At 34.4% G+C, this 26,967-nt stretch carries 10 protein-coding genes; 2 read left to right on the top strand and 8 right to left on the bottom strand.

Annotated elements, in window-relative coordinates; all coding sequences use genetic code 11:
• Positions 1–12: 12 nt before the first annotated feature.
• The 5 genes from IC221_RS04555 to IC221_RS04535 form a co-directional block, all read right to left on the bottom strand.
• Complete coding sequence (locus tag IC221_RS04555) at positions 13–4,077, bottom strand: two-component regulator propeller domain-containing protein (RefSeq protein WP_188167826.1); 4,065 nt, start codon at positions 4,075–4,077, stop codon at positions 13–15.
• 99 nt (positions 4,078–4,176) lie between these two features.
• Positions 4,177–4,497, bottom strand: a complete 321-nt coding sequence (locus tag IC221_RS04550; RefSeq protein ID WP_188167825.1) for a hypothetical protein — start codon at positions 4,495–4,497, stop codon at positions 4,177–4,179.
• Positions 4,494–6,668, bottom strand: a complete 2,175-nt coding sequence (locus IC221_RS04545) for a hypothetical protein (RefSeq protein WP_188167824.1) — start codon at positions 6,666–6,668, stop codon at positions 4,494–4,496. The genes IC221_RS04550 and IC221_RS04545 overlap by 4 nt, the downstream gene beginning before the upstream one ends.
• A gap of 804 nt (positions 6,669–7,472) precedes the next feature.
• Positions 7,473–7,922, bottom strand: a complete 450-nt coding sequence (locus IC221_RS04540) for a hypothetical protein (RefSeq protein ID WP_188167823.1) — start codon at positions 7,920–7,922, stop codon at positions 7,473–7,475.
• A 609-nt stretch (positions 7,923–8,531) separates the two neighbouring features.
• Complete coding sequence (locus IC221_RS04535) at positions 8,532–11,330, bottom strand: PQQ-like beta-propeller repeat protein (protein WP_188167822.1); 2,799 nt, start codon at positions 11,328–11,330, stop codon at positions 8,532–8,534.
• Between the two features lie 274 nt (positions 11,331–11,604).
• Here IC221_RS04535 and IC221_RS04530 point away from each other — a divergent pair, with 274 nt between their 5' ends.
• On the top strand, positions 11,605–13,107 hold the full coding sequence (locus IC221_RS04530) for a sulfatase-like hydrolase/transferase (RefSeq protein ID WP_188167821.1): 1,503 nt from the start codon (positions 11,605–11,607) through the stop codon (positions 13,105–13,107).
• 266 nt (positions 13,108–13,373) lie between these two features.
• On the opposite strand, the gene IC221_RS04525 is transcribed toward IC221_RS04530, so the two are convergent.
• The gene (locus IC221_RS04525) at positions 13,374–15,212 is read right to left on the bottom strand and encodes an alpha-L-fucosidase (RefSeq protein WP_188167820.1); all 1,839 of its coding nucleotides are present in this window, start codon (positions 15,210–15,212) and stop codon (positions 13,374–13,376) included.
• A gap of 679 nt (positions 15,213–15,891) precedes the next feature.
• On the opposite strand from IC221_RS04525, the gene IC221_RS04520 reads away from it, so the two are divergent.
• Positions 15,892–19,935, top strand: a complete 4,044-nt coding sequence (locus IC221_RS04520; protein WP_188167819.1) for an ATP-binding protein — start codon at positions 15,892–15,894, stop codon at positions 19,933–19,935.
• 656 nt (positions 19,936–20,591) lie between these two features.
• Here the strand turns inward: IC221_RS04520 and IC221_RS04515 are convergent.
• Positions 20,592–26,048 carry a PKD domain-containing protein gene (locus IC221_RS04515; RefSeq protein ID WP_188167818.1) on the bottom strand — a complete coding sequence of 1,819 codons (5,457 nt, stop codon included), beginning with the start codon at positions 26,046–26,048 and terminating at the stop codon, positions 20,592–20,594.
• 264 nt (positions 26,049–26,312) lie between these two features.
• The gene (locus IC221_RS04510) at positions 26,313–26,882 is read right to left on the bottom strand and encodes an AraC family transcriptional regulator (RefSeq protein ID WP_188167817.1); all 570 of its coding nucleotides are present in this window, start codon (positions 26,880–26,882) and stop codon (positions 26,313–26,315) included.
• Positions 26,883–26,967: the final 85 nt, after the last annotated feature.

The raw sequence follows: 26,967 nt of genomic DNA, 5'->3' as shown, positions 1-26,967 counted from the left end.
TTAAAATGAATACTAACTTTCAGTTTTGCTGAGTTGGTTTCTTAAAGTTGCAGGAGTTACTCCATACACTTTTTTAAAGGAGATTGTAAAGTATGAATGACTATTAAAACCAACATTATACATCACATCATATACCGAAAGGTCAGGATCTTTTTCGATCATTTCCTTCGCTTTTTTCAATCTAAATTCTCTAAGGTATTGCTTGGCATTTATTTCTGTTAATGTCTTAAACTTTCTATAGAACTGTATATAGGACATGTTAACAGATTCAGCCAATTGTTCAATGCTATAGTTATTATCCTTATAACCTTCTTCCAATGCAGCATTGATTTGTTCTAAAAACACCTCATCTTTTGATTGTATTTTTTCCTTCTCAGGACTCATGATAATTTTCTTCTTGAGTACCTTGGTTTCCTTCTCTGTTTGTAAAATAAGGTTTTTAACTTGCAGGGTCAGTATCTTAGGGGAAAAAGGTTTTGAGATATGAATCTGTCCCCCTTTTTCTAATGCCATCCTCTGACTTTCTAAATCAGCCATCGCAGTCAAGAAAATGATAAGGACATGACTTGTTTCTGAGTTGTTTTTAAGTTTATCTGCTAATTCATAACCATTCATCTTTGGCATACTAACATCAGTGATTATAATATCAGGTTGTTTTTCTAATGCTATCTTATAACCCTCTACTCCATTTTTGGCTTGATAAACTGTATACTCTTTTTGAAACAACTGATAGATCATTTCTAGTAGTTCTTCATTGTCTTCTACTAAAAGAACTTTCTTTTTAGTAGAATTATCAACAGGTGCTTTTTGCTCTATTTTACCTGTTTCAATTACTTCCTCGAGTTGAAATTCCGGTTTTTCAGATAATCCCATCGGTAAAGTAATTGAGAATGTTGACCCATCATTTTCCTTGCTTTTTAATTCAATTTTCCCCGAATGCAATTCAATAAGTTCCTTGACTAAATAAAGGCCGATTCCACTACTACCAAACTTTGAAGGTTTATGGTTCCCTTTATAGAAAATATCAAAAATTTGCTCTTGATCTTCCTCACTGATTCCAACCCCAGTATCTCTGATATCAATTTTGAGAAAGTCTTTTTCTAAATACATATGGAAAACAATTTCACCATTTTCTTTAGTGTATTTGAATGCATTGGAAAGAAGGTTAAAAATAATACGTTCAAGCACTGCCTTGTCAAACCAACCTTCAGCTGATTTTTCTTCTATACGAATTGAATAATCAATTTTTTTATCTTTAGCATAGCCTAAAAATGCTTCTGCGGTTTTTTGAATGAAGGGTACAATATCTTGCTGCACACACTTCAATTCCAGCTCACCTTTTCCTATTTTTCTAAAATCAATTAATGAATTTGTTAAGTTCAATAATCGTTGACCATTTATATTGATATTTTTCACAAAGCTTTTTAAGTCCGGATGTAACTTCTCATCGTAAGTCAATCTCTCCAAAGGTGTCAAAATCAAAGTTAGTGGAGTTCTAATTTCGTGGCTGATATTTGTAAAAAAAGTCAACTTAGCTTCATTGATCTCGATTAGGTGCTCTTTATCTTTTTTCTCTGATAAGACTCTCTTTTCCAAAGAAACCATATTGGCGAGGTATTTATAAATACCAAAAATAATAAGTAATACTATGATCACATAGGCAATAATTGCATAATTTGTCACATACCAAGGCGTTTCTACTTTTATCACCAATCGTTTTATTTGCTGACTTTCTACTCCATCACTATTGATGGTTTTAACCTCAAAAATATATTCACCTGAAGGTAGTTTTGTATAATTAGCATAACCTTGATCTGCTTCTTTTATGACCCAACCTTTATCAATACCATTCAACCTGTAAGCGAATTTTATATTATCTCGATTCCCAAAATTAATTGCACCTAACTCAAGCGTCAATTGATTCATGGTATACGGAAGTACTATTTCAGATGCTTTATAAATTGGCTCCGTTAGTATAAGTGTCTCATCATATTTTTGATAAGGTTCAATGATTTCGTTTTTCACTTTTACCCTTAATATCTGAGGTTGAGGTGCAACCAATACTTCTTGAATTTCCATAGGGTTAAAGATCACAATGCCTTTTATACCTCCCATCAGCATTGTACCATATTGGTCTTTTCCAAATGTATTTTTCCTGAAGTTATTTGCTAATATTCCATCTGAGACGGTATAATTTTTCTGAAGTTGTTCTTTGGCATTGTACATCACAATACCTGCATCTGTAGAAATCCACAATCGATTATTCTTATCCTCCATGATAGAATACACTACATTATCAGGAAAAGGAGTTACTTTTTCAAAGTGATCTATTTTAACTTCATTTTCAATAACTTTATAAAGCCCTGCCCCAAATGTCCCTATCCATAACTGCTTAAAAGTATCTCTATAAATGGTAAACACTCTATCACTTCCTAATGAATTTTCTCTTCCTTCCTCTGATTTATAAAAAGTAAGTTTTGAGAAATCTTTACTTACATGAAATAACCCTTTTTCTGTTCCAATAAGAATCCCCTTTTCTCCATCATTAAAAAAAACATTGACACTTTGATTTTTTAGTGAACGAAGTATATTGGTATGTTCTTCTTGCTTTTCAAAACGCAGTGTTAAGTTCCCATTAGATGTTATTTCCTTGATATTATATACAAATAATTCCTTTGCTGAATAAACAAAAAGTTGACCTCCAATAATTTCTGTAACCGTAATTGTACTCAGTTTCCTTGGAAACATTTCTATGTCTATATATTTCTCTTGTTTCAAGTCATAGACCTCAAGCCCTCTGTTTGTACCTAATAAAACAAAATGCTTGTATTGTTTTATACTGTAAACTGTCCTGTTAGAAAACTCTCTTGAAAAGGTCAATTGATCAATATTCTCTAGCTCAAATACCTCATTACTTCTACTGACACCATGCTTAAAACTCCCTACCCATACTCTTTTTTGAGAATCAATCAACATGCCTTTTACAAAATTAGAAGATATAGAATTTGGGTCTGACACATCATGAGAAATACCATGAAACGGTTTTTTGTAGGGATTTAAAATACTAATTCCTTGATAGTCAGTCGCCAACCAAATGACACCTAATTCATCAATCAAAATATCATTAATTCCATTTTCCGGGACCTGTTTTTTTACATTTGAATTATTAAAAAAAGTTGATTTTTTCGTTTTCAAGTGATATTGAATAACACCATTATACTGAGTAGCTACCCAAATATTATCTAAGGTGTCACTCACAATCTTATTGACCATTGGATTTGGGTTATCTTGGGTTTCAAAAGTAACATAATCCAATAATTGCATGATCTCCCAATTCAAATCAAAAGAAACTAGTCCCTTTTCTGTTGCGACATAAGACAATGTACCTTCTATATTAAATAAAAGGTCAACAAAAGAGGATCCATCTATATCGGCTACCTTCACTTCTTCAATCACTGTGAACCCTCCTTCTTTCTGTACTTTTTTAAGTACATATAAGATAGAATTGGTAAGGACGTAGTACCGATTGTTCGTCAAATAAACATCCTTTAAGTTTTGATTTTGGTTTAGAAAGTCCAATTTAACTTGTGTCACTATATTCGTATTTTTAGCTCTACTGATTTGTAAAACAGCATCAGAAGTGACTATCCATATAGTATTTTTGTCCAATTGATAAATAGTTTGAATTGGACCTAGTTCCTTTAATTTTTCATTTAGTTCATTAATAACAGAAAAAGTGTTCTGGTCTAAAGAATAAATCGATACACCTTTTTCAGTCCCTAACCATAAATTGCCTTGATGATCATCATGAATGATTTTGACAGAATTATCTATAATCGAGGTTGAATCTCCTGACAGGTAATTAAACGCTTGGTATTCATTTCCATCATATTTGATTAAACCATGAGGCGTCCCCATCCATATAAAACCATATTCATCCTGATAAAAACAATTTACTGTTTGATGATGAAAGCCAACGACATTACTAAAAACATCAAAATAACCTAATGTATTTGCTTGGCTTTTTAATGAAAAAAGTAGGATGAAAATTAAATATAGAAATGAACGGGTCATCATAAGCAAACAAAATGGTAATTGTAAAATAATATTTAGAAGTTATAAAAAATACAAGCAGTTGAATAATTAAACTCCTCTATTATTCAACTGCTAGTAATATTACCACACTAATGGAGCACTTTTCGCTACTTTGATTGGTTCTCCCTCAGTAAATAATAATAATTCAGCTTTTACATTGGCGTGGTTACCAGAAGAAAGTGTTACTATATTTTGTCCTTTTACAGCTTCAAAATTTCCTTTTATTTTCACTTCTGCCACTTCTTGTAAATTCCAGTTTTTGTCATAAATATTAGCCTTCTCTCCACCTCTGTACTCTATGTATTGCGTTGCCTTTGCTTGTAACTGAAGCGTTGATTTGACCGTGATTTTTGACTTTCCAATTTGAATTGATGGTTCCACTAACTCACCTTCGCCCATCATAACTCTAAAGTAAATTGAGGAGCTTGTGTCTCATAATTATTCTTCATGTATTTCGTCTCTCCGAAGAATAAGTTCGCTTTTGGCGTAAACATTCCATCTTCCTGCAACATATGGAATAGTTGGATGGGAGGATCTTTTTTCAAATCTTCCTTAATTGCATCTTTAGATTGTCTCATCATCTGAATGGGATAAATTAAATACTCCGATTCTGTCTCCCTCAATTCAAATCCTACCTTTGAAGCTAACCTATGTTTATATGATTCATGAGTCGCTAACATTTTATCTCTTTGTGCTTGTGTTAACTTACGGCTAGCATCTTTCCATTTAGGAAGAAGAGATAAAAGTTCATCCGTTCTACCATAAGCCTCTAACTTTTCTAAGGTAATTCCAAACATCGGGTCAGGTTTCAAAATAGAGAAGTTTCTACCATTATAAGCCGCTTGTGTACTTAGCATAAAATGGGCTGCTAGAAGATTAGATGCTTCTCTTAATTCGCTCTTATGTGTACGGCTATTTCTTTCCAAACGAAGTGATGCTCTAGCATGATTATGATCTCCTACCGGTGCAGTTAAAAACTTTTTCGTTTGATTTAACCTATACTCAATAAAGCCTGCATCCGGCTCTTTACCATATGAAGTCCGTGTCACTACAGGATGATCTAAATGCTCATATACGATTTGGGCAAATTTTCTAAAACCCCATTTCCCATCATAATCATGAATTTCAGCCCCATCAAATAGTGCATTTGAAACCTTACAATCATTTAATAATGATGCAAAATTTGTTGCTATAGTTTTGAATAGTTCAGAATTATTGTCAGGTACATAAACCATGTTGTAAGGCATCACAATACCTTTTACTTCTGCTCCTTTTTTATGCTCTGCTTTTTCAGTTGATTTGGCTTGTCTATTTTTTATGTAAAACTTCCAATTTCCGTTCTCTCCTTCCTCTACCTTAGAAACTTTAATGAGTTCATTATCGATTTTCAAATAGTCGAATTTCATAAAAGAGCGTGAAGGTTCCGTTACAAAACCTACTAACTGCTTCTTGGACGTAAAGTCTTTTGGCATTTTATACCACAATTGGTTGGGCTTAAAGTAAATTACTTTACTTTCCTCAAAAATTCCTTCTTCTAAGGTACCATCCACCCAAGAGGCTAATTCATCGGATAAATTTGGTTTTGTATACAATGGATCTTTCACACCAATACCACCGCTCACATAGTGAAGGTTAATGCTACGACCTTTCTTTCTTTGTTCCACAGAATATTTCCGTAAGTTTTCTTGGTTTCCAAAAATGCCATTCACGGCCCAGTTAGGTGTATCTTTTGGCCAGAAGCCTCCATGCCATATATCCGTAAATAGATTAATTGTAGTCACACCCGTTATTTCTAAATAACGCTCATAAAATGGTAACTCATCAAGTGTTTGTGGTGCAATATACATTACAGATTGATCCGCAAACATTAACTGCCAATCTGCTAACCATTTTTTTGCTCTTTCATAGTTCCATTCTCCTTCCACCACAGGATGAGGCATGTTCTCTTCACCCCAAGCTCGAATAATACTTTCATCCTCTGCTTCTGGTGATGATTTATAATACAAAATGAAACCTCCTAATGAATTCCCTTTATATCTTTCCCATAGATGTTCAAAGGCAACATGGAAATTCATTATTGCTCCTTTACTTTTCTCAATACCAGCATAATCTAAAGGAAGACCTTTAATTTCAGTCGTTGACACAATCAAAAACTCTAACTCCGTTCCAACTGGAAGGTCACCATAAAAATCTTTCAATGTAAACACTACATAAGTAGGCTTTGCTTGAATACTAAAAGTAGCGTAAAACTTCTCATCTTCAGTACCAAATACAAAGTCATCACCTTTTTTAAAAAGTTTTGTAAACGCTACTTCACCTTTAACAGGGATATTCAAGAAAAAATTCTTGGTACGATTTGCATTAAGTATTTCTGTTCCATCCGCTTTTATAAGGGAAGTAAACTTACCATCCTTACTTAGCGTAATATTATATCGATCTGTTTTGAAGACAAAATCTTCAGAAGGAACCTCTAGTTTTTTTGGTTTTTCTTGAGTAGATATATCCTGTCCATGTACATTAAGCTCAAATATCAAGGCGGATATCAGTATAAGTAGTACTAATTTATTTTTCATATTTTCTTAATTATGAATAAGTATTCTAAAAATTAGTATTAAAAAATTGTTGTTGCTAAAGCAGATCAATTCACAAGAAGTATATACTATCTACTTTATTTCTACTAACGGAAAGATACTTGCGGACAAAGAGGTTCATTTAATTGAATGCAATATAAAGATTAATTGTATTTAAAAACAACTCCTTTAACACACTGCAAATGAGGTTTTCAATCTCTACAACAATACTTTATAAACCAATTGATTTGTCTAACCAAAGGTAGATAGTATATAAAACCCTCAACCTTCAACTATAACCTCCTTATCGAATCCACTTAAATAAACTCATGAGTTTTCCCATGACTGTGTAAAACTGGAACCTCTTGCATTTTAGTAATTGTATTTCTTGTACTTGCAGTTAAAGATGTAATTTGCTTGCAAATTATTGGATAGCTCAAAGAAGAGTACCACAATCAATAGACATAATAAAGGATATTTCATTTCAATATTGAATTAAAAATTATTATTCAGATAAATCAAATGAAGATGAATCGCCATCTAAAATCCTTCCTTGATTTATATAGTATAATTTTAACAACAAACGGTATTTATTGACCATCTTAAATATTACATATTGTTTTTAATTTATTTAAAACACTGTATTTCAATTATATAAATAGTAACATATGAGTATGAATTTACAAGGATAAAGTTTAGGCTTATAAGGCTATTTTTATGAGAAAACTGTAATATTTGAAGATAGTCTATTAATCAAAAAAAGCCCACAATTGACATTTGTGGGCTATCCTTTCACTTTCTGAATGATTAATAAAGGTCAGGAAGGCTAAATGAATTAATATCTTCCCATAACCAGTTTAGCGTTTCAACTCTACCATCACCTTTAGTTTCTTTTTCTTCTGGTGTAAGATCTGGTAGTGTTACAATACTTTCTCTTAAAGTGTGCGTTGTAACATGGTAGTCTGTCACTCCTGCTTGGAAAATAGAAACACTATCAAAGTCACCCAATAAGTGATAATGACCTATACTTAACGTGTCTCCCTCATCATTAACAGTTACTTCTTTCCAACGTTTTTCAATGGTTCCAATTCCTGATACTGTTTTTTGAATCAGTACTTCAGAAGTTTTTCCATCCGTCGCTTCGGAAGTTCTCACAAAAACTTGATCAATGTTGGGGTTTTCTTCATCTTTTGAAGAACAAGAAAATGTCATTGTCACGATAAACAATAAACTAAATAAATTGGCTAAGTTTTTCATACTTTAATTATTAAATAGGTTAGATAAAAAAATAGACGAATCATGTGTTGTCTAATTGGTTTTCACTGCAATGCTAATAAACTCATTTTTCATTGCTAAGCGTTTTAATAAAAAAAATCATAATTTAACTTATAGTGTATTTTCAACGCTTAGGGAATTTTAATACTGTTTTCTATACTCTATTTTAATGGTAATTGAATATTTACAAATACTTCTCTCCAATTCCAACATCATATAAAACGCTCAAAAGGTAACACATATGTAACTCATAAAGTGAAAAGTAGATCTCTTCACCTAACTTTATGATTTCATCACAAATCTTTACAAATAGCTCAATAAACGAAGCTTTAAATATGTTTTACAGGACTAATATATAACATTTTCAAAGTAAAAAGTATTGAAAATAACCCATTTTTAAGGTGAATATTTTTTTGATTTTTTATATAATAGTCTTTAAGGTTATAGTTATAAATGTATGCTTAGTATGAAATATTTTATAGAGCTTTAGTTCCAAGCCTTCCTGAAAAAGTATACAAACATCCAAAAAAACATCTAAGTACTTCGACCGTCAGTACTATTACTTATACCTTAGTAATTAGTTGTCATTGCCTATAATTCCTTTTCCAAAGAGATGTTAATAAACCTGAAAAGCCCACATGGAATAATTACTTCCAATATATCACCCTGTGCTTTCAAAGTTTGATTACTCACAATGTCCTTTATCTCTTTAACTTCTCTCTGTAAAATCACTTTTGCGACTCTATCATCAGGATTAAGGTACCCATTGTCAATGAGAGTTAGACGAATATGCCCCGGAGAGGTTTGAACAGCCACCCAAGCTACATCGCCACTTTCTATTCTAATTGGTAATGATTTCGCCCCTTCTTGAATTGATTTTTCAATTTCTTTATAATAGTCGCTATTGGCGGGGTATACTGATGATCCATCTGAAGAAAGATAGTTTTTACCATCGGTGATATATTCTTTCAACTGTCCTTTGTACATGGGGTGTAAGTGATCTTCTAACTTTCCTCTTGGTGCTGCTTTATCTGCGAAAACACCTTCTTGTACTGGAGTGATTAACACAACACCATTGTGGTATTTGGGCATAAAATCTAATCTTCTTTCTTTATTTCCAGACGCATAAGTGGAAAAGTCATATGATTTTACAGGAGCTGCGGGCCACGTTCCATTCATTCGAGAAAATACTTTGGGATTTGCTTTTTCATGCTCCTCATCATAAAATGTAGTCCACTTTAAATTGTTACCTTCATCTAAATAATCTTTATCCGGCTCTTTCATACTTAGATGGACAGGATTGATACTTACCAGTTGTGATTTTTTAGGAACATATAAAACCCCTTTTTCGATCATTTCATAAAGCAAACTGATATATTGTTGATCTACAGCATAATTATTGACATACTGTGCTCCACTAGCCATCGCATACACTAAGTTTCTCAAGAAGTGATTAGGAAGCATCTGATGAGAATATTGTCTTAATCTGAAGTAACTTGCATTGTCTCTAGCTCCTCTGATTCCCCAGCTATCAGTAGCACCGCTAGCCCAAATCCCCAATTTACCTGCTACACTCAAGTCCATCATTTTATCTGTCGTTTCTTCCATTGATGGTACAAAAACATCGGCATATTCACCAGACAATAACTTGTCCCACATTTTTAAATAAACAATCCCCTGCCAAAAAGTATGTTTTGTTCTCACATAAATATTAGCATTTTTACCTTGTGAATATTCCGCCAATGGATATAAAAAATGTTGAAGTGTATATTCAAAATCGGAGGTATAATGTTCAAGTTCAGGGAAAATCATTACCGTTTTCTTTTGCTTCCCGCCTGCATCAATAATCTTTTTTTCTGTTTCTAAACTGATCATCATAGGGTCGTTGCCATGACCTCCCCAATACGCTATTCCTTTCGCTCCCTTATATAATGGTAGAATATCATTGAGTATCTGTTCTTGTGTTTTAGTATACTTTTTCCTTCGATCTCTACGCTTTTCATAAAAATCATTTCCAAAACCAGAACGATCCCAATTTTCAACATGAGGTAAGTGTTTGCTATTGAAGAAATAGGGCGAAGCCTCAGTTTGCTTTATTCTTTGGATTACCTCCTCATTTCCATCGTTTACTTTTTCAGTTAGAAAATATACATCTTCCCCTTTTCCATCCCATTTTGAAGATTCAAAAGTTTGAATTGCTTCTCTAAACTCTGCGGTATTGTCTAATATCTTACGGATCTTTCCTTCAGGTACTAAATTGGCAAAATCTTTTTTCCAAGACTTGTGATCTAGTTGAATAATATGAATACAACTTCCTCCACTTTGTGCACTTGCTAAAAGCAATTGATTGGACCTAACATCTTTCCAAAAATCATTAAACGAGTAATGACCAACGACCATTTCAACCTCCTCACCTGTAAAGTCAGTTCCGTAAATTAATAGACTTTCACCAAAGAGACTCAACATCTTTTTTTCTTTACCTTCTCCAATACTCACGGTTTGAGGGACCCTGTATCCATTTCTAGATTTACGAGTAAGTTTATTGTTTTTGAAATGGAAAATGCTTTTTGAAAAGTCTTTTAAATCAACCTTTTGTACAAATGAATTCTTAATCATGCCTGAAGAACCCATGTAAATTTCATCATAACCATCACCATCAACATCTTCTACTTTTAAATCCCCAATAGGACTTTTTGATTTTAAGATGATCGATTTAAATGGTTTTACTTCATTTGCTTTAAAGAAATAAAGGGCTCCTGATGTGGAATTCTGATTAATCGCACCAGCATGAATCAGTATTTCTTCGTTTCCAAATTGTGCTTTTCTTAAGAAATTCGTGGTATGTACTTTCTCCTGAGGATACCTTTTTCCATTATTCCCCCACCCTTTCTGAATCGAATAATCATAAGCAGAAATAGTCTTCAACTTTTCCCCTTTTGTACTGAGATAATACACATTTTTATCCATTCCGCCAGTTGCAATATAACGGCCACTAGCACCCTCAATAACGGTCACACTAATTAATGGTGTTTCCCCAGATCGAAACTTCCATTTCAACTTTCCTTTTTCATCCAGACAGTACAGATAACCATCTGCATTTGCTGCCAAAATTTCGTCATTCCCATCATTGTTCAAATCTCCACACCACACATCATGATTTGCAAAACCTGAAAGTTTATTCTTCCATTTCTGCCTTCCATCATAAGTGTATAACATGACCGTGCCTTCATAAGAATTAGCAACAATATGAGTTTTGCTTTTGATGACAGCAGTTCTTATCAGCGTAATGGTATAACCTGTCTCAATACTTGTTATACTGCCTGCATTAGATGGGAAAATTAAGCACATCAAAAGAGAGCTTAAAAGTAGTCTTCTGTATAAGTAATTCATTAATCTTTTCATTTGGTTTGTAGTCACTAAAATTGTAATAATTAGTTTCTAATGTGTGCGTCTCGATATTTTTATTGTCATTACGAATACAATTGAAGTTGCAATAAATAAGTAGAAATTCTAAATGATTAATACTTCTCCTTCCTTTCTAACGATTATAGTGTAGTATAATTTATAGTATTGATATCGGTATACGCTATATAAACGGAGAGGTACAGTTTATTTTGAGGGGTATTTTAAATTGAAATGAAATTTTTAATGAAAGATTACTTATATGAAACTAAATTTTAAGACCATCCTCTCATTGGTATTTATATTCTGTACTAAAAGCTGGGGAATAGCACAAGAAAAACCAAACCTCATTCTGATCATCACTGATGAACATAATTTTAGAACGATCGGTGCCTATAAAGAGCAGCTGATAAAAAAAGGGTTGAAAGAGATGGCCAATCCTTGGGGCGAAATTCCTGGCTTTGATACTCCGCATATCAATAGAATTGGTCATGAAGGGGCTATTCTAAACGGTATGTACTGTGCTACACCTTCATGTGCTCCTTCAAGAGCTTCAATGTTTACAGGGAATTATCCTCAAACTACAGGTGTAACAAAAAACGGGAAAGGTATTAATAAAAAGGCAAATACTATTGCAAAAGTACTCAATAATGAAGGTTATGTCACTGGATATATTGGTAAATGGCACCTTGCTAAAGACGATGCGAAACCGGGATGGCAACCGGACCCTGTCTACCACGGCTTTTCTGAATACAAGTACATGTTTAACAGAGGACATTGGAAAAAACTCGATTTTGATGGAGATCAACCCTTCATTCCAACTGAAAAAGCTGCTGTTGCCATCAAAACTGCCGATGAAGAAACTTACACAACAGATTGGTTAACGAATAGAACTTTAGAATTTATTGAAAGTCATCAAAAGGGACCCTTTATGTGTGTACTCAGTTTACCAGATCCACATACCCCAAATCTTGTAAGAGCTCCTTACAATAAGATGTACTCGACAAAAGATATCAAACTGCCAGAGACCTATTCTACTTCCGCCTTACGAAATGAAGAATACCCTGGATGGGTGACTAAAAAGCAACGTTTCAAAATAGGATATGATTCTACAAAACTCATCAAACATATCGCTCAATATCATGGTATGGTCAAATGTATTGATGATAACATTGGGAAAATATTCCAGAAACTAGAAGAAACTGCTTTATTGGATAACACCATTATTGTTTTCACATCAGATCACGGAGATATGCTAGGAGAACTCGGGCATGAAAATAAAGGGACACCTTATGAAAGCTCTGCAAAAATTCCATTCTTAATTCGCTATCCCAAGGCAATCAAAGAAAATACAGTTATCAATCATGCCCTTAATACTGCAGATTGGATGGATACCTTCTTATCACTTATGAATGTGAAGCATAAAAACTTCAATCCTGCTAGTACAGAAGGAAAAGATTTCAGTAGTCTACTTAAAGGTGAAAATGCCTCTACTTTTGAAAATATTACTTTTGTGCGAATTGATGGGTGGGTGGCAGCTGTCACCGATCAATATAAATTGATTTTTGATGCACAGCAGAAAAAACCTTGGTTCTTTGATTTGGAAAAAGACCCTGCTGAAACTGTTAACCTGTTCGATGAGAAACAATATAAAAGCATCATTTCTGAACTATCGTCAAAATTACTTGATTACGGTACTCGTACGAATGATGATATTGTCAATACAGAGAAAGTGAATCTTCAGATACGTAGTAATGTGCTTTAAGGTCAGTAAAAAACAGAATTTAGCTTGTAGGCCCACAATTAAAGTTGTGGGCTTTTTTTGGGGGGAAACCTATCCAGATTTCCATCATTACTTCAAGCAAAAAAATCATTTCGCTTGCGTCTTATAGTTGTATTTCTGTTTAACACATCTTTATGACAACGATCCATAAATCAACTGAATAAATAATGCTTTAGAAGCAGTCACATCATCATAAAAAAACAATTTCCACACACCATAATTGTATTATGATATGTGGAAAATAGAAATTAGTTTGACTTGATTTGAGCATCTACTGGAATAATCGGTTCGAAAGTAATCGAGGCCAAGTTTATCCAACCAGAAGCATCATCTGTATTCAAAGTAACCGAGATTGTTTGTTTACCTATTTTGTCAAAGTTTACAACCCCCAATTTTCTCTCTTTAAACACTCTGATTGTTCTCTTTTCAAATTTATTTTCAATCTTCATTTTGTCACCACTAAATGTTGGTACAAAGAAGTGTTCCTTGTCATTAATATTTAAAATACCTTCCTGCATATCCGCATCCTCATTACAAGTATACTTGATTTTAACGATGTACATTCCTTCTTTTGGCACATTCACTTCCCAAGTAGCCTTACTTCCTTTACCTTCCCACTTCTCAATAATCGGAACAGCGTGCCAATCACCGAAAATTTCCATCCAGTTAATTTTTGTTTTAGTACAGCCTGTTAAGACCGCTTCATGAGGCAATAATTTTGTAGTTAAACCTGTATTGAATACTTTATCAGAATTGATATTTGGCTTACCTTCAAACTCCACTACAACTACCGAAGCTACAGGGTCAGGCATTCTTAATGGTAAATTCATCATTGTAGACCCTTCTAAGTTTTTCACCAATACTTCAGCATTATCATCCATAAAGTACGCTTTTACCACCTTTGAATTGAATTTTGGAACGTAGATTTTGTTGTCTTTTGGCCAATCCTTGATGAATAAATACATTTTGTTCTCTTTTTGAGTCGCTGCAAATTGCGTTTGACCACCCAAGTACATTGATTCTGTACCATAAATTGCCTCTTTGTATTTTGAAATCCATGTACCTGTTTCTCTTAATATCATTGCTGATACCTCAGGAACTGAACCATCACCTTTTGGACCAATATTGAATAAGTAGTTACCTCCTTTAGAAATTACATCAATTAAACGGTGAGCCACTTCTTTTGGAGTTTTCCAGTTGAAATCTAATTTGCTGTAAGCCCAAGTATTGTTGTGTGTATCACATGATTCCCAAAGTCCGTCTACTGGCTCTTCAGGTATTTCATTATCACCTAACGTTTTAAAGTCACCTAAGCCTTGACCAATTCTACTATTGATTAAACAGTTAGGTTGGTATTTCTCTACTAATGCTTTTAACTCTAAAACCTGCTCATGTTTGATTGGACCTGGCGTATCGAAGAAAATACACCCGATATCACCATAGTTAGTTACCAACTCTTTTACTTGTGGAAGAGCCTTTTCGTTCATGTATTTTTGAACATCTGCCTCATCTGGACTGAATTCCCAATCATTACCAAATCCATTTTTTTCACTCCAGTCCAGCATTTGAGAATAGTAGAAACCAAATCGGAGTCCTTTCTTCTTACACGCTTTTGCCAATTGTTTGATAAGGTCCTTCTTATAAGGTGTATTAGAGATATTAAAATCACTTGCTTTTGAATCAAATAAAGCAAAACCTTCGTGGTGTTTTGCAGTGATTACAACATACTTCATACCTGCATCTACTGCTAATTGTGCAATCTCATCTGCATCAAAATTTACGGGGTTAAATGTATCAGCCAATTTGCGATAATCTTTTGTTTCGATTTTCGCTCTTCTCATGATCCACTCATTAATACCCCAATAGTGCTTGCCTTCATACTCTCCCCCTAGTTGTGCATACAACCCCCAATGAATAAACATTGCAAATTTTGCTTCTTTGTACCACTGGTGTTCTTTATGTGTCACTGTTTCTTCTTCCTTCTCCTTATCTTCCCCCCAAAGCTCATTCATCTTTTGCTGTTTCTTCTGTCCCAAAACAGTAAGGGACATGAAAAATAATAAGGCTAATATTACATTCTTTTTCATACTCAAGTTGTCTACTTTTCTATTTAAAAAAAAATCACACTACAATATTAAAGCATCGCAAGAGTAATTCTTTTACACAAATCTTGCATTCATTTATAGTTTTATATTTAATAGCGTTATCAGAGAAAAAGAGAAACATATTATATATAAAAGAGCAAAAAAACACCCTATATAATAAGTGCCAAGCCAAAATTATTTAATACTAATTCTATTTATTGTTTTGCGATTACATCCTTCAAAAAACTTTCAATAGAACCACTATTAATACGTTCTTTAGCGTTGTGCTCACAAAAAATAAATTAGAATTAACTATGATTTATTTTTGGCTTAGTACTTATCACTTTATTTGCACATTTGACTTTAGCTGTTCATAATTATTCTTACTTATTAGATGTTTTAAAGTAGAGTGTTCTATATTCAATGATCATAAAATATAATACAACATACATTTTCAGTACCTATTCGCCTATTTTAAAGAAATAATAAAGGGAATGTAAAATTTGAACATATGCCTTTTTTACGAATGATGTTAGATTTGAGGACATGATGATATTCATTGAACAATAAAATTAATTACTTTTGACGTTGTAGGTACTTTAATACTCAAATTGATTTTTTTGATTCCTATCTACCTAATTATTCCAGCGGCAGATTTTATACCTAATAGTATTTACAACTTATGTTCATAAAAAAAACAACTTATATATTCCTATTCACCTTACTGTTTTTGACTGTTAATAAAGTGAATGCTAATTCTCCTCATTATTTTGAAAGAATTACTAACGAAGATGGTTTAAATCAAAATACAATTGGTAGTTTACACCAAGATAAATTTGGTTTTATTTGGATGGGTACCCCCAATGGTTTGATCAAATATGATGGTAACTCTTTTATGACCTATCATCATCATACAGATGATAAAAATTCAATTTTAGGAAATTCTGTCAACTTTTTTCATGATGATTATAAAGGAAATATGTGGCTCTTTACTGAAAAAGGGTTTTGCTCATATTCTTATTCTACCAATCAATTTCATGAACTTAAAACACTCAATAAATACATTAGTAAAGAGGAATTAGTTGTCAATGTTTTTCCAATTAATGACTCTAAAAAGTTAGTTTTCACGAATAGTAAAATAATTTGTTACGATACTCAAAATAAAACAGTCTCGATTCAAAATATTAATATCAATAAGGCATTTGGTATTCAAAAAGTGATCAAGAAAGATAATCGTTTCTTTATTTTGAGTGAATCAAAAATCATCATTGCTAACCTATTAGAAGACAATCATCTCAATTGGCAGGATGTTATTGATAAACGTGATATGGGAGCTTTCACTTTCAAAGATATCTGTATCAATGAAAAAGAAAATCTACTCTACCTTTCAGCCAATAAAAACATTTTTGTATTTGATTTGAAATGGGAAAAGGTTAAACTCCAAAAAACAATTTTGCTCAAACTAAAGTCATTGGATGGGTATTTCAATAAAAAGTTATTCTACAACGGTAAGAATAATCTTTGGGTTGTATTAGAAGGAAAAGGAATAGTCAACTATAATTTAAAAACAACCGAGACTATTCATTATCAAAGTTCAAACCATAAAAATAGTCTGAGCAGTAACGTCATCAATGACATATTAATTGATAAAACAGGGCTGGTTTGGATCGCTACTGGCTTGGGAGGTATCAGTATCTATAACCCTTATAAGCAACCTTTTTATACTATCTCTAAAACCCTTCCTAAACTTACGGGCTTAACTTCTAATCATATTCAACAAATACTTATTGATTCTTATGAACACTTATGGGTGGGCACATCAAAAAATGGATTGAATATCAACACTCAACCTTTTAATTTAAAGTCGCTAGAGGACATTAAGTTCCGTAAACTGTTTGCCGACCAAGCTATTTTATGTTTAAAAGAAATCAACCAACAGGTATTTGTTGGGACTCCTCAAGGGTTATTAATTTTTGATTCAAAAAGTCAAAGGTTGATATATAACTCACACGAAAAAAACATACCCATTAAAGCTGTCAATGCAATTGAAGAAGTGAACGGAAATGTCATAATTCATTCTAATCATCAACTCTATACCATTATTTTAAACCATAAAAAAGTGGTAAGTGATCAAGTGCTTCAAATCACTGCATTAGAAAACTTAGAGAAATTAAAAACAGCTAAGATCTATCAAATCTATAACGATCAAGAAAAGGGTATTTTAATTGGTACTAATAAGGGCCTTTTCCATCTAGATCAACAATTGAAGAATCTCACACATTATTTTTCATTGAAAAGAAACCAAAATACTTTAGCCGATGATAGAATCAGTGCCATCTACAGAAGTGAAAATAAAGTACTGTGGATTGGTACTTTTGGGGGAGGATTACATAAGTGTATTGAAAAAGATGAGCGGATCATCCGATTTGAACAAATTTCTACTCAAAATGGATTACCAGACAATATCATAAATGCAATATTGGAAGATAAGAATAATAATTTGTGGCTCTCTACTAATGCAGGAATTGTTCAATTTGACCCCAACAAGCAATCCTTTAAAATATATACAATTACAGATGGTTTGGTTTCCAATTCATTCCAGAAAGGTGCCTACGATAAAGACAAATACGGGACTATTCTGATGGGGAGTAAAAAAGGTATTGTTGTTTTCAATCCACTGGAAATTAAAAATATTCCGATCTCCTATAACCCTCAAATTCTTGAATTGAGGGTGAATAATGAAGAAATAATACCTCATCATGTTTATGACGACAAGGTGATTCTCAATAACCCCATTTATGACGTATCTTCCATTACGTTACCCTATGATATGAATCAAATATCATTTGAACTTGGAGCTATTTATTATGGAGATAAAAACAACACCAACTTCACTTATCGCTTAACAGGAATTGATAATGAATGGGTCATTCAAAAATCCACTCAAAAAGATGTTAGTTACAACAGTTTGCCCCCCGGTGAATATATGTTTGAAGTAAAAGGTGACAATGTAGAAGGACTAGAAAACATGGGGATCAAACAACTCAAGATTTTTATAGAGTCACCTTGGTATACTAGCGTTTATGCTATTATTATTTATGTTATTATTACTTTCTTACTCTTTTTTAGCCTTTACCGCTATTTTTCAAATATGATTGTATTACAGAAAAAAGTATTAGCTGAAAAAAAAGATAAAGAACATTTACAAGAAATCAATGAGGCAAAACTTACTTTCTTTACGAATGTTAGCCACGAACTTAGAACACCTTTAACGCTTATTTTAAGTCCGCTTGAACAGCTAGCAGATGATAATCGATTAGCACCAGAATTAAAAACGTTTGTAGATAAGATTAATATCAATGGAAAAAGGTTGCTTAACCTGACCAACTCATTGATTAATTTTAGACAAATGGATAAAGGAAAGATGGAAATCAATTTGATCCATCAAGATATTATTCCTTTTATCAAAAAAACAGCAGATGCTTTTAATGAATATTCAATTGATAAGAAAATCAATTATGTAGTAGCCATTGAAAAAGAAAGCATCAGTGGATGGTTTGATAAAGCAGTATTAGAGCGTATCATTTTCAATATTTTATCGAACGCTTTTAAGTATACTGAAAAAAATGGAGAAGTAGTTTTCTCGGTAGATCAAATCGATGAACAGCTTGTCATTGTGGTAGAAGATACGGGGATTGGAATCAAGGAAGAAGATATGCATTTTATCTTTGAGCGTTTTTATAAATCTGACAATCACGATACCATGTTTGAAAGCAGTGGTATTGGGCTTTATCTTGTAAAAGAGTTACTTGAACTGCATAAGGGAGATATTGATGTGAAAAGTCGGATACATGAAGGGACAACTTTTACCATCACAATACCGGTTCAAAAAGAAAATGAAGAAATTGCTCTTCCGGTATCAAACTTAACAACAGACAAGAATAAGGTAAATTATGAGAACAATGATGCAACCAAAATTTTGGTTGTGGAAGATAACCCTGAGATCAGAGAATTAATTTATGACTTATTTCATCACAAATACCAAATCTACACGGCCAATGATGGAATAGAGGGATATGAGGTTGCACAAAAAGTACATCCTGACCTGCTCATTTTAGATGTAAATATGCCTAAAATGAATGGTTATGAACTCGCCGATAAATTAAAAGAAAACAGTACTACCAACCCTATTCCAATCATCTTCCTAACGGCAATGCTAGATCTTAATAGTAAGAAAAAAGTAATGGAAAAAGGGGCTCAATTACATATGGGAAAACCTTTCTCACCAAGTATTCTAGAATTACAAATCAATAACCTATTGAACAGAAAACTAGAAAAAGCAGAAAAAATTAAGATTGATATCAATGAAAATGAAGGTAATGCTACAGGGCTTCTTTCTGAGGATGAACAGTGGCTTGCTAAAGTTAAGAATGTACTTGAAGAAAATTATAAAGATAGTAACTTTAATGTGAATCAAATTGCCAGTAAATTAGATATGACTTATCTACAGTTTTATCTTCAATTCAAGAAAATTACAGGTGCAAAAGCAAGTGAGTACCTTCGAGACTATCGCTTAAAAAAGGCAATTCATCTATTAGACAATGATAAATCAATTTCTGTAGCAGAAGTCATGTACGAAGTTGGTTTTAATAATGCTTCGTACTTCTCTACTAAGTTTAAAGCGAAATACAAGGTCACTCCTTCAGAATATAGAAAAGGGAAATAACCGAGAAAAGAAATTAGGAATAAGGGATCAAAAGCTTACCACATTTTCGCTTCATCTAAACAAGAATTTGCAAATCTTTTAGAAAACAAAAAAGCATAGATTCACGTGAATCTATGCTTTAACTTTCTATGAAATGATAGTATTTACTTATTAACTACTAAAAGTATTTTTAACCTTTTTGAAATAAATTCTTTCTTCTAATATGCCGTCTAGAAGAGGTGATAAAACTGTCTAATTAACCTTCTTTTCTAAATTATTACATTACAAATGTAAGTGATCATGATACGATTATTTATCCTTAATCTTTCAATTTGTAATAATTTTATAGCAACATGATAATGTGTTTTTTAGTTATGATTCATCACCGATATCTGATATAAATTGAAAGCCCACGACAAATATCGTGAGCTTTCCAAAAAGAGAAATTTGATCATTTAAAGGGTTCCCATTTTTTGATAAAGTGTTTTGTCAAAAAAGTGTCACTATAATTCACTTTTATGATACTGATATTAGTTTGATCCTTTCTCAAATTCACCCTTATTTCATTCACTCACACCAAATTATTACATCAGCATGAAAAGAATGAGCTGCTTTTTATCAATTTCTAGCTGTAAAAGAACACGAGGCTTTTACCTCGCATTCAAAATCCTTTTACATTATCTTACACTCAATCTTAGGCTCTTCACTCCATTTGCAGTATTTACTCTGACCAAATAGATACCAGAACCCAATGCACCAACCTGAACCGTTGGATCATTAGAATTGATCAAGGCAATACCTTTCAAGTCATAGATCGTTACTGACTCGAATGCTTCTGTATCAACTGTAATCACTGTTGATGCTGGATTTGGATAGATTATCACTTTGTCAAGTGTTGGTATTGTATTTTGAGTCACTGCTCTAGAGTTAGAACTTGTAACTGTTCCAGTACTTATGTAATCAAAATACATGTAGCCCCAATGCTTATTGATGGTCACGGTATTACGACCTTCAATCACTTCAACATCGATCGTTTTTTCTAACCATGTGTTTGTAGGGCCTTCGAATAAGATGCTTCCTAAGGAAGTTCCATTGACATCCACATATTGGTTTTTATTGCCATGAGGTAAGAGATATGCAATCTTGATGGTTTGAGTTCCTGCCGTTGATGCATTGAAGGTCCAAGTGATTGTGCCTTCTCCTTGCATGTGAACGTAAGCACCTTCACTAGCCGATGCGTCTGTTTCTACAGTTACTGAAGTCAAGGTTGCATTTTCAGCTTCAAGAATACCTTCTTCAAACGGCACATCTTCTATAACAACCGTTACTTCATCAGTGGCGGTTAAGCCATCGGCATCTGTTACAATTAATGTAATCAGGTGTGTTCCTACTGACAATTCTACGGTTGGGTTGCTACCTGTCGCTATCTCTACTCCCTCTAACATCCAACGATAAGAAGCAATCTCCCCTTCTGCATCAGTACTTGCTGTACCGTCTAATGCAACAGTTTCCAATCCATCTTGATCACTATCACTGTCTGTCAATTGTTGATCTATGCCTGCATTCGCTACCGGAGGAAGGTTATCACTTACTGCACCTGTACAAACTGTCAAGTTCTTCAAAGCGTAAGTGACCACTTGATTCGGTTGGGAAGCGAATTCCAAATAAAAGGCTAGGTACACATTATTCACAGTTGCTGCTGCCGTGAAGTCAACATTGTAAGTATTGAATCCTGTTTCAAATGGACCTGTCACGTTAATACCTGATTGTATAATCTCTACAGGTCCTTCGTTATCGAAAGAAGAAATTAATGCAACATTCATAGCGGTAACTGCCGGAGTACTTGCTGCACTGAAATCAAAAGATAGGCTAACTGTTTCACCTTGAGTAATAGTTAAAGGAACGCCTGTTTGCATCATCCATATGTCCGTTTTACCCCACATTCTATGGCTTAATACTAACGCTCCACCTGCATTGGATAAACCTGAACCATTGTTCTGATCCGACCACTCATTTCCTAATGACCAATTCGAGGCCAAAGGAGTTGCGTCTGAAAGACATCCGGCTGGTAAGATTGTCACTTTCACATTATCTGAACTGCTGATACCTTGGTCGTTCGTGACTGTTAAAGTAATCAAGTGTTCTCCTACTGTTAATGCTACATTTTCTGTAACACCTGAAGCAATACTTTCTCCGTTTTCAGTCCATTCGTAAGCGACAATAGTTTGCTCACTGTCCGCTGATCCTGTACCATCCAATGTTACGATCTCTACACCGTCTCCATCATTATCATTCAAGAATTGGTCTGGGCCAGCATTAGCAGCAATTGATTTTGGAACGTCACCATACACTTCAAACTCATAAATGGAGTGTCCCCATTCTAATGCTCTTTGGAGACCGAACATTCTGATATGTCTTGTATTGACAGCAGGGAAAGTGATAATGTCCTCTCCTCCTGTACCTGCATTGTTGGTATAAACAGTATTCCATGACGCACCGTCTTGTGATACTTGAATCTCATATTGCGAACTGTATGAACCTTCCCAATACAATTTCACCTCATTAACGGAGTATTCCTGATCAAATGCTACCGCAATCCAGCTTGGATCCTCATACAAACTCGACCATCTTGTCAATTGATCCCCGTCATTTACACTTTCAGCAGTGTTGGCTCCTTCTTCCACTGAAGACGCTGTTACGGGCTGATAAAGTGCTAAGTTGCCCGTTCCAGGTTCGTTGACACTGACAATAAAGTCATATGCTCTTGATGCCGATGGCGATCCCGAATCAGTTGCCGTGACTGTTACCTTCACCTCTCCTGTAGCATTGTTTGCAAAGGCCAATGATAACATTCCGTTGCTGACTGATGGAAGCACTACATTTGCAGGAACTGTTTCTACAGTAAAGTTCATTGCCGTTCCTTCTGGATCATTAAAGACCGTATTTAGATCTGAATACCCTGCCAATGTTGATGCATTTTTATCTATTCTAAAGCTATTGATCGTACCCACAATAACAGGTTTGTGATTTCTATTTGGATCAATAGCGATATCAGGATAACCGTCAATTGTTTTAATACCGGCTAGCATGGCATCTCTATGAATTTCATCAGTGTTGTCACCGTCATCATAGGTTCTGTACTGCCATCCCCAAGCTCCAGCGTAGCCGTTGTCATAAAGAATTTTAAACAGATCTTCCTCTGCCACTGCACCCGGCTGATCTTCAACATAAAACTCACCAATTACTAATGGTTTGTCCAGTTCCCAATGGGATGCAGGGTGCACAAATGGAGAGTAAGTAGTGCCTGCCCAACTGTAATAATGGACTTGATAATAATCCAAAATACCCAATGCATCTCCACCTGCAGCGATTAATTCTGCATCAGAATAATAGTTTTTCTCCACCCCTGAAAAAATATCAGAATTGGCTTTGAAGGACCATGCACCATTGGTCACCTTGGCACTAGGATCTTCTCTATGGATCGCTCCTGAAAGTCTATTGATAAATCGTTGGATGGTTGCCATTGAAACGTGGTCTGTAAAGTCCCAGCCAAATTCATTACTCATCCCTTCCGGCTCATTGAAAATTTCCCATGATAATAAAGCCTCATGATCTTTCAAACCATTGACCATTGGAATCAATGCATTGTTGATATAAGCATCAATATTACTTTCTTCCTCCAATAGTTTTTTCGCTCTTTGAGATACTTCTATTGGATAATCTCTTGTATTCAACATATCAAACGACCATAAACACAAGTTTAATACTACATTGTGATCGTAAGCGATGTCCAATACATCTCTTAAATCTTGAATCATAGAAGGCTCAAGACCCGAAGTATAACCATTGGCATCTAATTCTGGATTGTTTGCGCCATTGATATGCACCCAAAGTCTCATGGAATTACCGCCTCTTGTTGCAAAATCTGAAATCGCTTGCTCGTAGTAGGCTAAGTTGGTGGTTTTCTCTCCAAAATCATTGGCAAAATTATACCATGCTAAGTTACCGCCGGATAAGAAAAGTGATTGATTGCCTACTAAAACTCTGTCCATTCTATTGGCATTAAATGGATTAACAACTACAGTCACCGACGTGCTGCCTGTTGCCCCTTTATCGTCCGTAACGGTTAATTCTACTGTATGTGTTCCTACAGCAAATTCTTGTGTAATGGAAACGCCTGTACCAATTTCAGTCCCTTCCATTGACCACACATAAGAAACAATAGATCCATCATCTGTACTTTCTGAAGCATCTAAAGTCACCATTTCTACACCGTTGTTATCTGCATCTGTCACTCTTGGTGAACTACTAACAGCTACTGGGTTTTGATTGGGTAATGATTCCCTTACTACAATGACCACCTCGTCTGTATCCGTGTTGCCATCCGCATCACCCACTGTCAGTGTAAATGTATAAGTACCTAAAGCCAACTCAAGTGACACGATTGCATCAGTAGAAATTACGCTATTTCCATCTGACCAAGCATAAGAAGTGATTGCAACATCATCAGTGCTTGCACTTCCATCAAGTGTAATAGTCTCCACACCATTTCCATCTTCATCGATAACGGTCTGATTCAACCCCGCTTTAGCCACAGGAACATCAATAGGAACTTCAAATGGTGGAAGTAATGTAGCAGGCGCACCATCATGTGTACTCCAATAATTTGATAACGTATCCGCAGCAGTGGCATTATACCACTCAGAATGTTCATTAATTCCAATCACATCGTAAGGTGCACCACCAAACCATAATAGGAAGGAGTTGAATTTCGTTTCAGAATCGTCTGCTACATATTTCAAAATTCCATCAATAGCGATTGCTGCATCTGCTTTTTGTTCCTCATCATTTAAAATATACTGTCCCGCTCCGGCATCTAACCACGCATTTCTATCCCATACATTAGGGGCGGCTAAACCTCTCCAGCCCATACCATATTCACCAATATGTAAAACCGGAATATCTTGTGGTGCAATACCAAGAGCACCAATTAATACCTCATTGATAAAGTTATCCTCGTGCCACAATAAGGCTTGTTTTACCTGATCAGGAGTAGTCATTGCACCCTCTTGAGCGAAGATATCCAAGGGCATATATTGAGATATTGTCATTTCATCTAACCCAGCGATATATCTACCAATTGCCGCTCTGTCTTCATTGGTTACACCGGCTCTATCTAAGAACTGTGCTTCAGGATTCAATTGCTGATTAGGCTCTATTCTCTCAAAGAAATCTTGGTGTTCTGGAATACTCAATAAGAGTTCAATATGATGACAGAAGTTGTGGCTCAATGTGATATGTTGTGCAACATCGCTATAGGTCGTTGCTAACAATCCTTCTACCTCATCACGAAGTTGTATCCATTCATTAGGGTAATTCAACATGGCATCCATTAATTCAGCCCCTAAATCAAATCGGATGGGCATTGTCGGTGCTCCTGTTTCTCGGATAGCTTCTGCTAGCATTTGAAGCCCAGGCAAAATGACCAATTCACGGTAGCCAATTGTCGGGTCTACCGGATCAAATTGATCAAACTTACCTCTCCAATCTTGACCTCCAGGAACGGTACTCCAATTATCTCTCGTAGCTCCCATCGGCATCGCATACTTGATCGGGTCAATATGCGGTCTATAGTTGATATAGTAATCTCTGCTTAAAAGCTCCTTGATTACCGATTTTTGCAATGCAATACTTGGTGTTTTCTCTGCACCTTCCCACTGTGTAATAATTCCCTCTTCGTAGGTGTTGATAAAATAAGTAGGGTTAATAGAAACATATTCAATACCCCAACTATCCATATTATCAATGTACGTTGAATAGTTTGTAAAATGAGAGACATCCCATGAGGTCCATAAAATACCAATTTTATTCGCCCCTTGAGTTGGTAGATCCGGGTTTTCACCATTGTCTCCACCATTATTTCCCCCCGATCCATCAGGAACACATTCATAAGTCGGCCAACCTTCACACACATAACCCGGAGGACAGTGATCATCAGAAGAGCAACTGATTGCAGCTGACTCAATATTGTTGGTGTTTTGGGCTTGTACCAGAGCGGTACTTACCCCATAAAGTGAAAGGGTTAGAATTAACCATTTCAAGATGCGTAACATCTTATTCATTTCAGACTTCATAGTAATACGTTAGTTAAAAATTCTTTTCAAAAGTCTGTATTTTCAACACTTATAAAGTGTAATTTTTTAAGGGATTGGGGGATATTTAATTTATTACACCTTATTGTTTTTTGGGGAAAATTATAACTGTAAAATGATGGTGCGTTTGGACGTTTTACTAAAACGTCCCTACAGGGTTCGTATATAGTTTATTACAAAAAAAATAGAGATATGTAAACTACATACCCCTATCAACATGAAATGAAATTTTTGCTACTAAAAAATCTATTCGATGAATTGTTTTTGTCTTCGGTATTCTGTGGGTGTTAATTCCTTATCCTGACGGAATACTTTGCTAAAATATTTTGGATCTGAAAAGCCCACTTTATAAGCTATTTCAGAGATGTTGTCTGATGAGGATAACAAAAGCTCTTCGGCTTTTTTGAGTCGTTCTTTTTTGATGTAATTGACTAGCGTTGTGCCTTTTACTCTTTTGAAACGGTTTAAAAGGACCGGTCTACTGACGCCAATTGCTTTTTCGATTTCAACGACATTAAATTCTGAATCAGAGAGTTTTGATTGTATAATTTCATCAATTTTCAAGATCAATTCATCTTCTTTTTGTTGTGTTCTTTCTTGAATCAATGCTTTCTCTTCTTTCACTTTTCTATAAAAGAAAAGATAGGTCATCAATGAAATTAGAATCAAAAGCTGCAATACAATCAGATAAATATTATAGATATAATCCTCTCTATTCTCTACATTAATAATGTAAATGGATTCAATAATTGTAGCAGATAAGAGAAGGAGAATAAAAGATTTAAAACCCAATTTTAATAATTCATTTTTCTTCATAGCTAGTTGGTTTATACTGTTATTTCATGGTTTTATTTGCATCATTTAATTTGTTGTAGGGCAGTGCAATGGACCGCCCTACCCA

Source organism: Flammeovirga sp. EKP202 (assembly GCF_014534745.1).
GTDB lineage: Bacteria > Bacteroidota > Bacteroidia > Cytophagales > Flammeovirgaceae > Flammeovirga.
The sequence above is the reverse complement of the archived record's forward strand: the minus strand, read 5'-3'. Positions and strand labels throughout refer to the sequence as shown.

Excerpts from the sequence above, each read along its gene's own strand:
- IC221_RS04530 (WP_188167821.1), top strand. The coding sequence starts at position 11,605 with ATGAAACTAAATTTTAAGACCATCCTCTCATTGGTATTTATATTCTGT.
- IC221_RS04535 (WP_188167822.1), bottom strand. The coding sequence starts at position 11,330 with ATGAATTACTTATACAGAAGACTACTTTTAAGCTCTCTTTTGATGTGC.
- IC221_RS04555 (WP_188167826.1), bottom strand. The coding sequence starts at position 4,077 with ATGATGACCCGTTCATTTCTATATTTAATTTTCATCCTACTTTTTTCA.
- IC221_RS04550 (WP_188167825.1), bottom strand. The coding sequence starts at position 4,497 with ATGATGGGCGAAGGTGAGTTAGTGGAACCATCAATTCAAATTGGAAAG.
- IC221_RS04515 (WP_188167818.1), bottom strand. The coding sequence starts at position 26,048 with ATGAAGTCTGAAATGAATAAGATGTTACGCATCTTGAAATGGTTAATT.
- IC221_RS04525 (WP_188167820.1), bottom strand. The coding sequence starts at position 15,212 with ATGAAAAAGAATGTAATATTAGCCTTATTATTTTTCATGTCCCTTACT.
- IC221_RS04510 (WP_188167817.1), bottom strand. The coding sequence starts at position 26,882 with ATGAAGAAAAATGAATTATTAAAATTGGGTTTTAAATCTTTTATTCTC.
- IC221_RS04545 (WP_188167824.1), bottom strand. The coding sequence starts at position 6,668 with ATGAAAAATAAATTAGTACTACTTATACTGATATCCGCCTTGATATTT.
- IC221_RS04520 (WP_188167819.1), top strand. The coding sequence starts at position 15,892 with ATGTTCATAAAAAAAACAACTTATATATTCCTATTCACCTTACTGTTT.
- IC221_RS04540 (WP_188167823.1), bottom strand. The coding sequence starts at position 7,922 with ATGAAAAACTTAGCCAATTTATTTAGTTTATTGTTTATCGTGACAATG.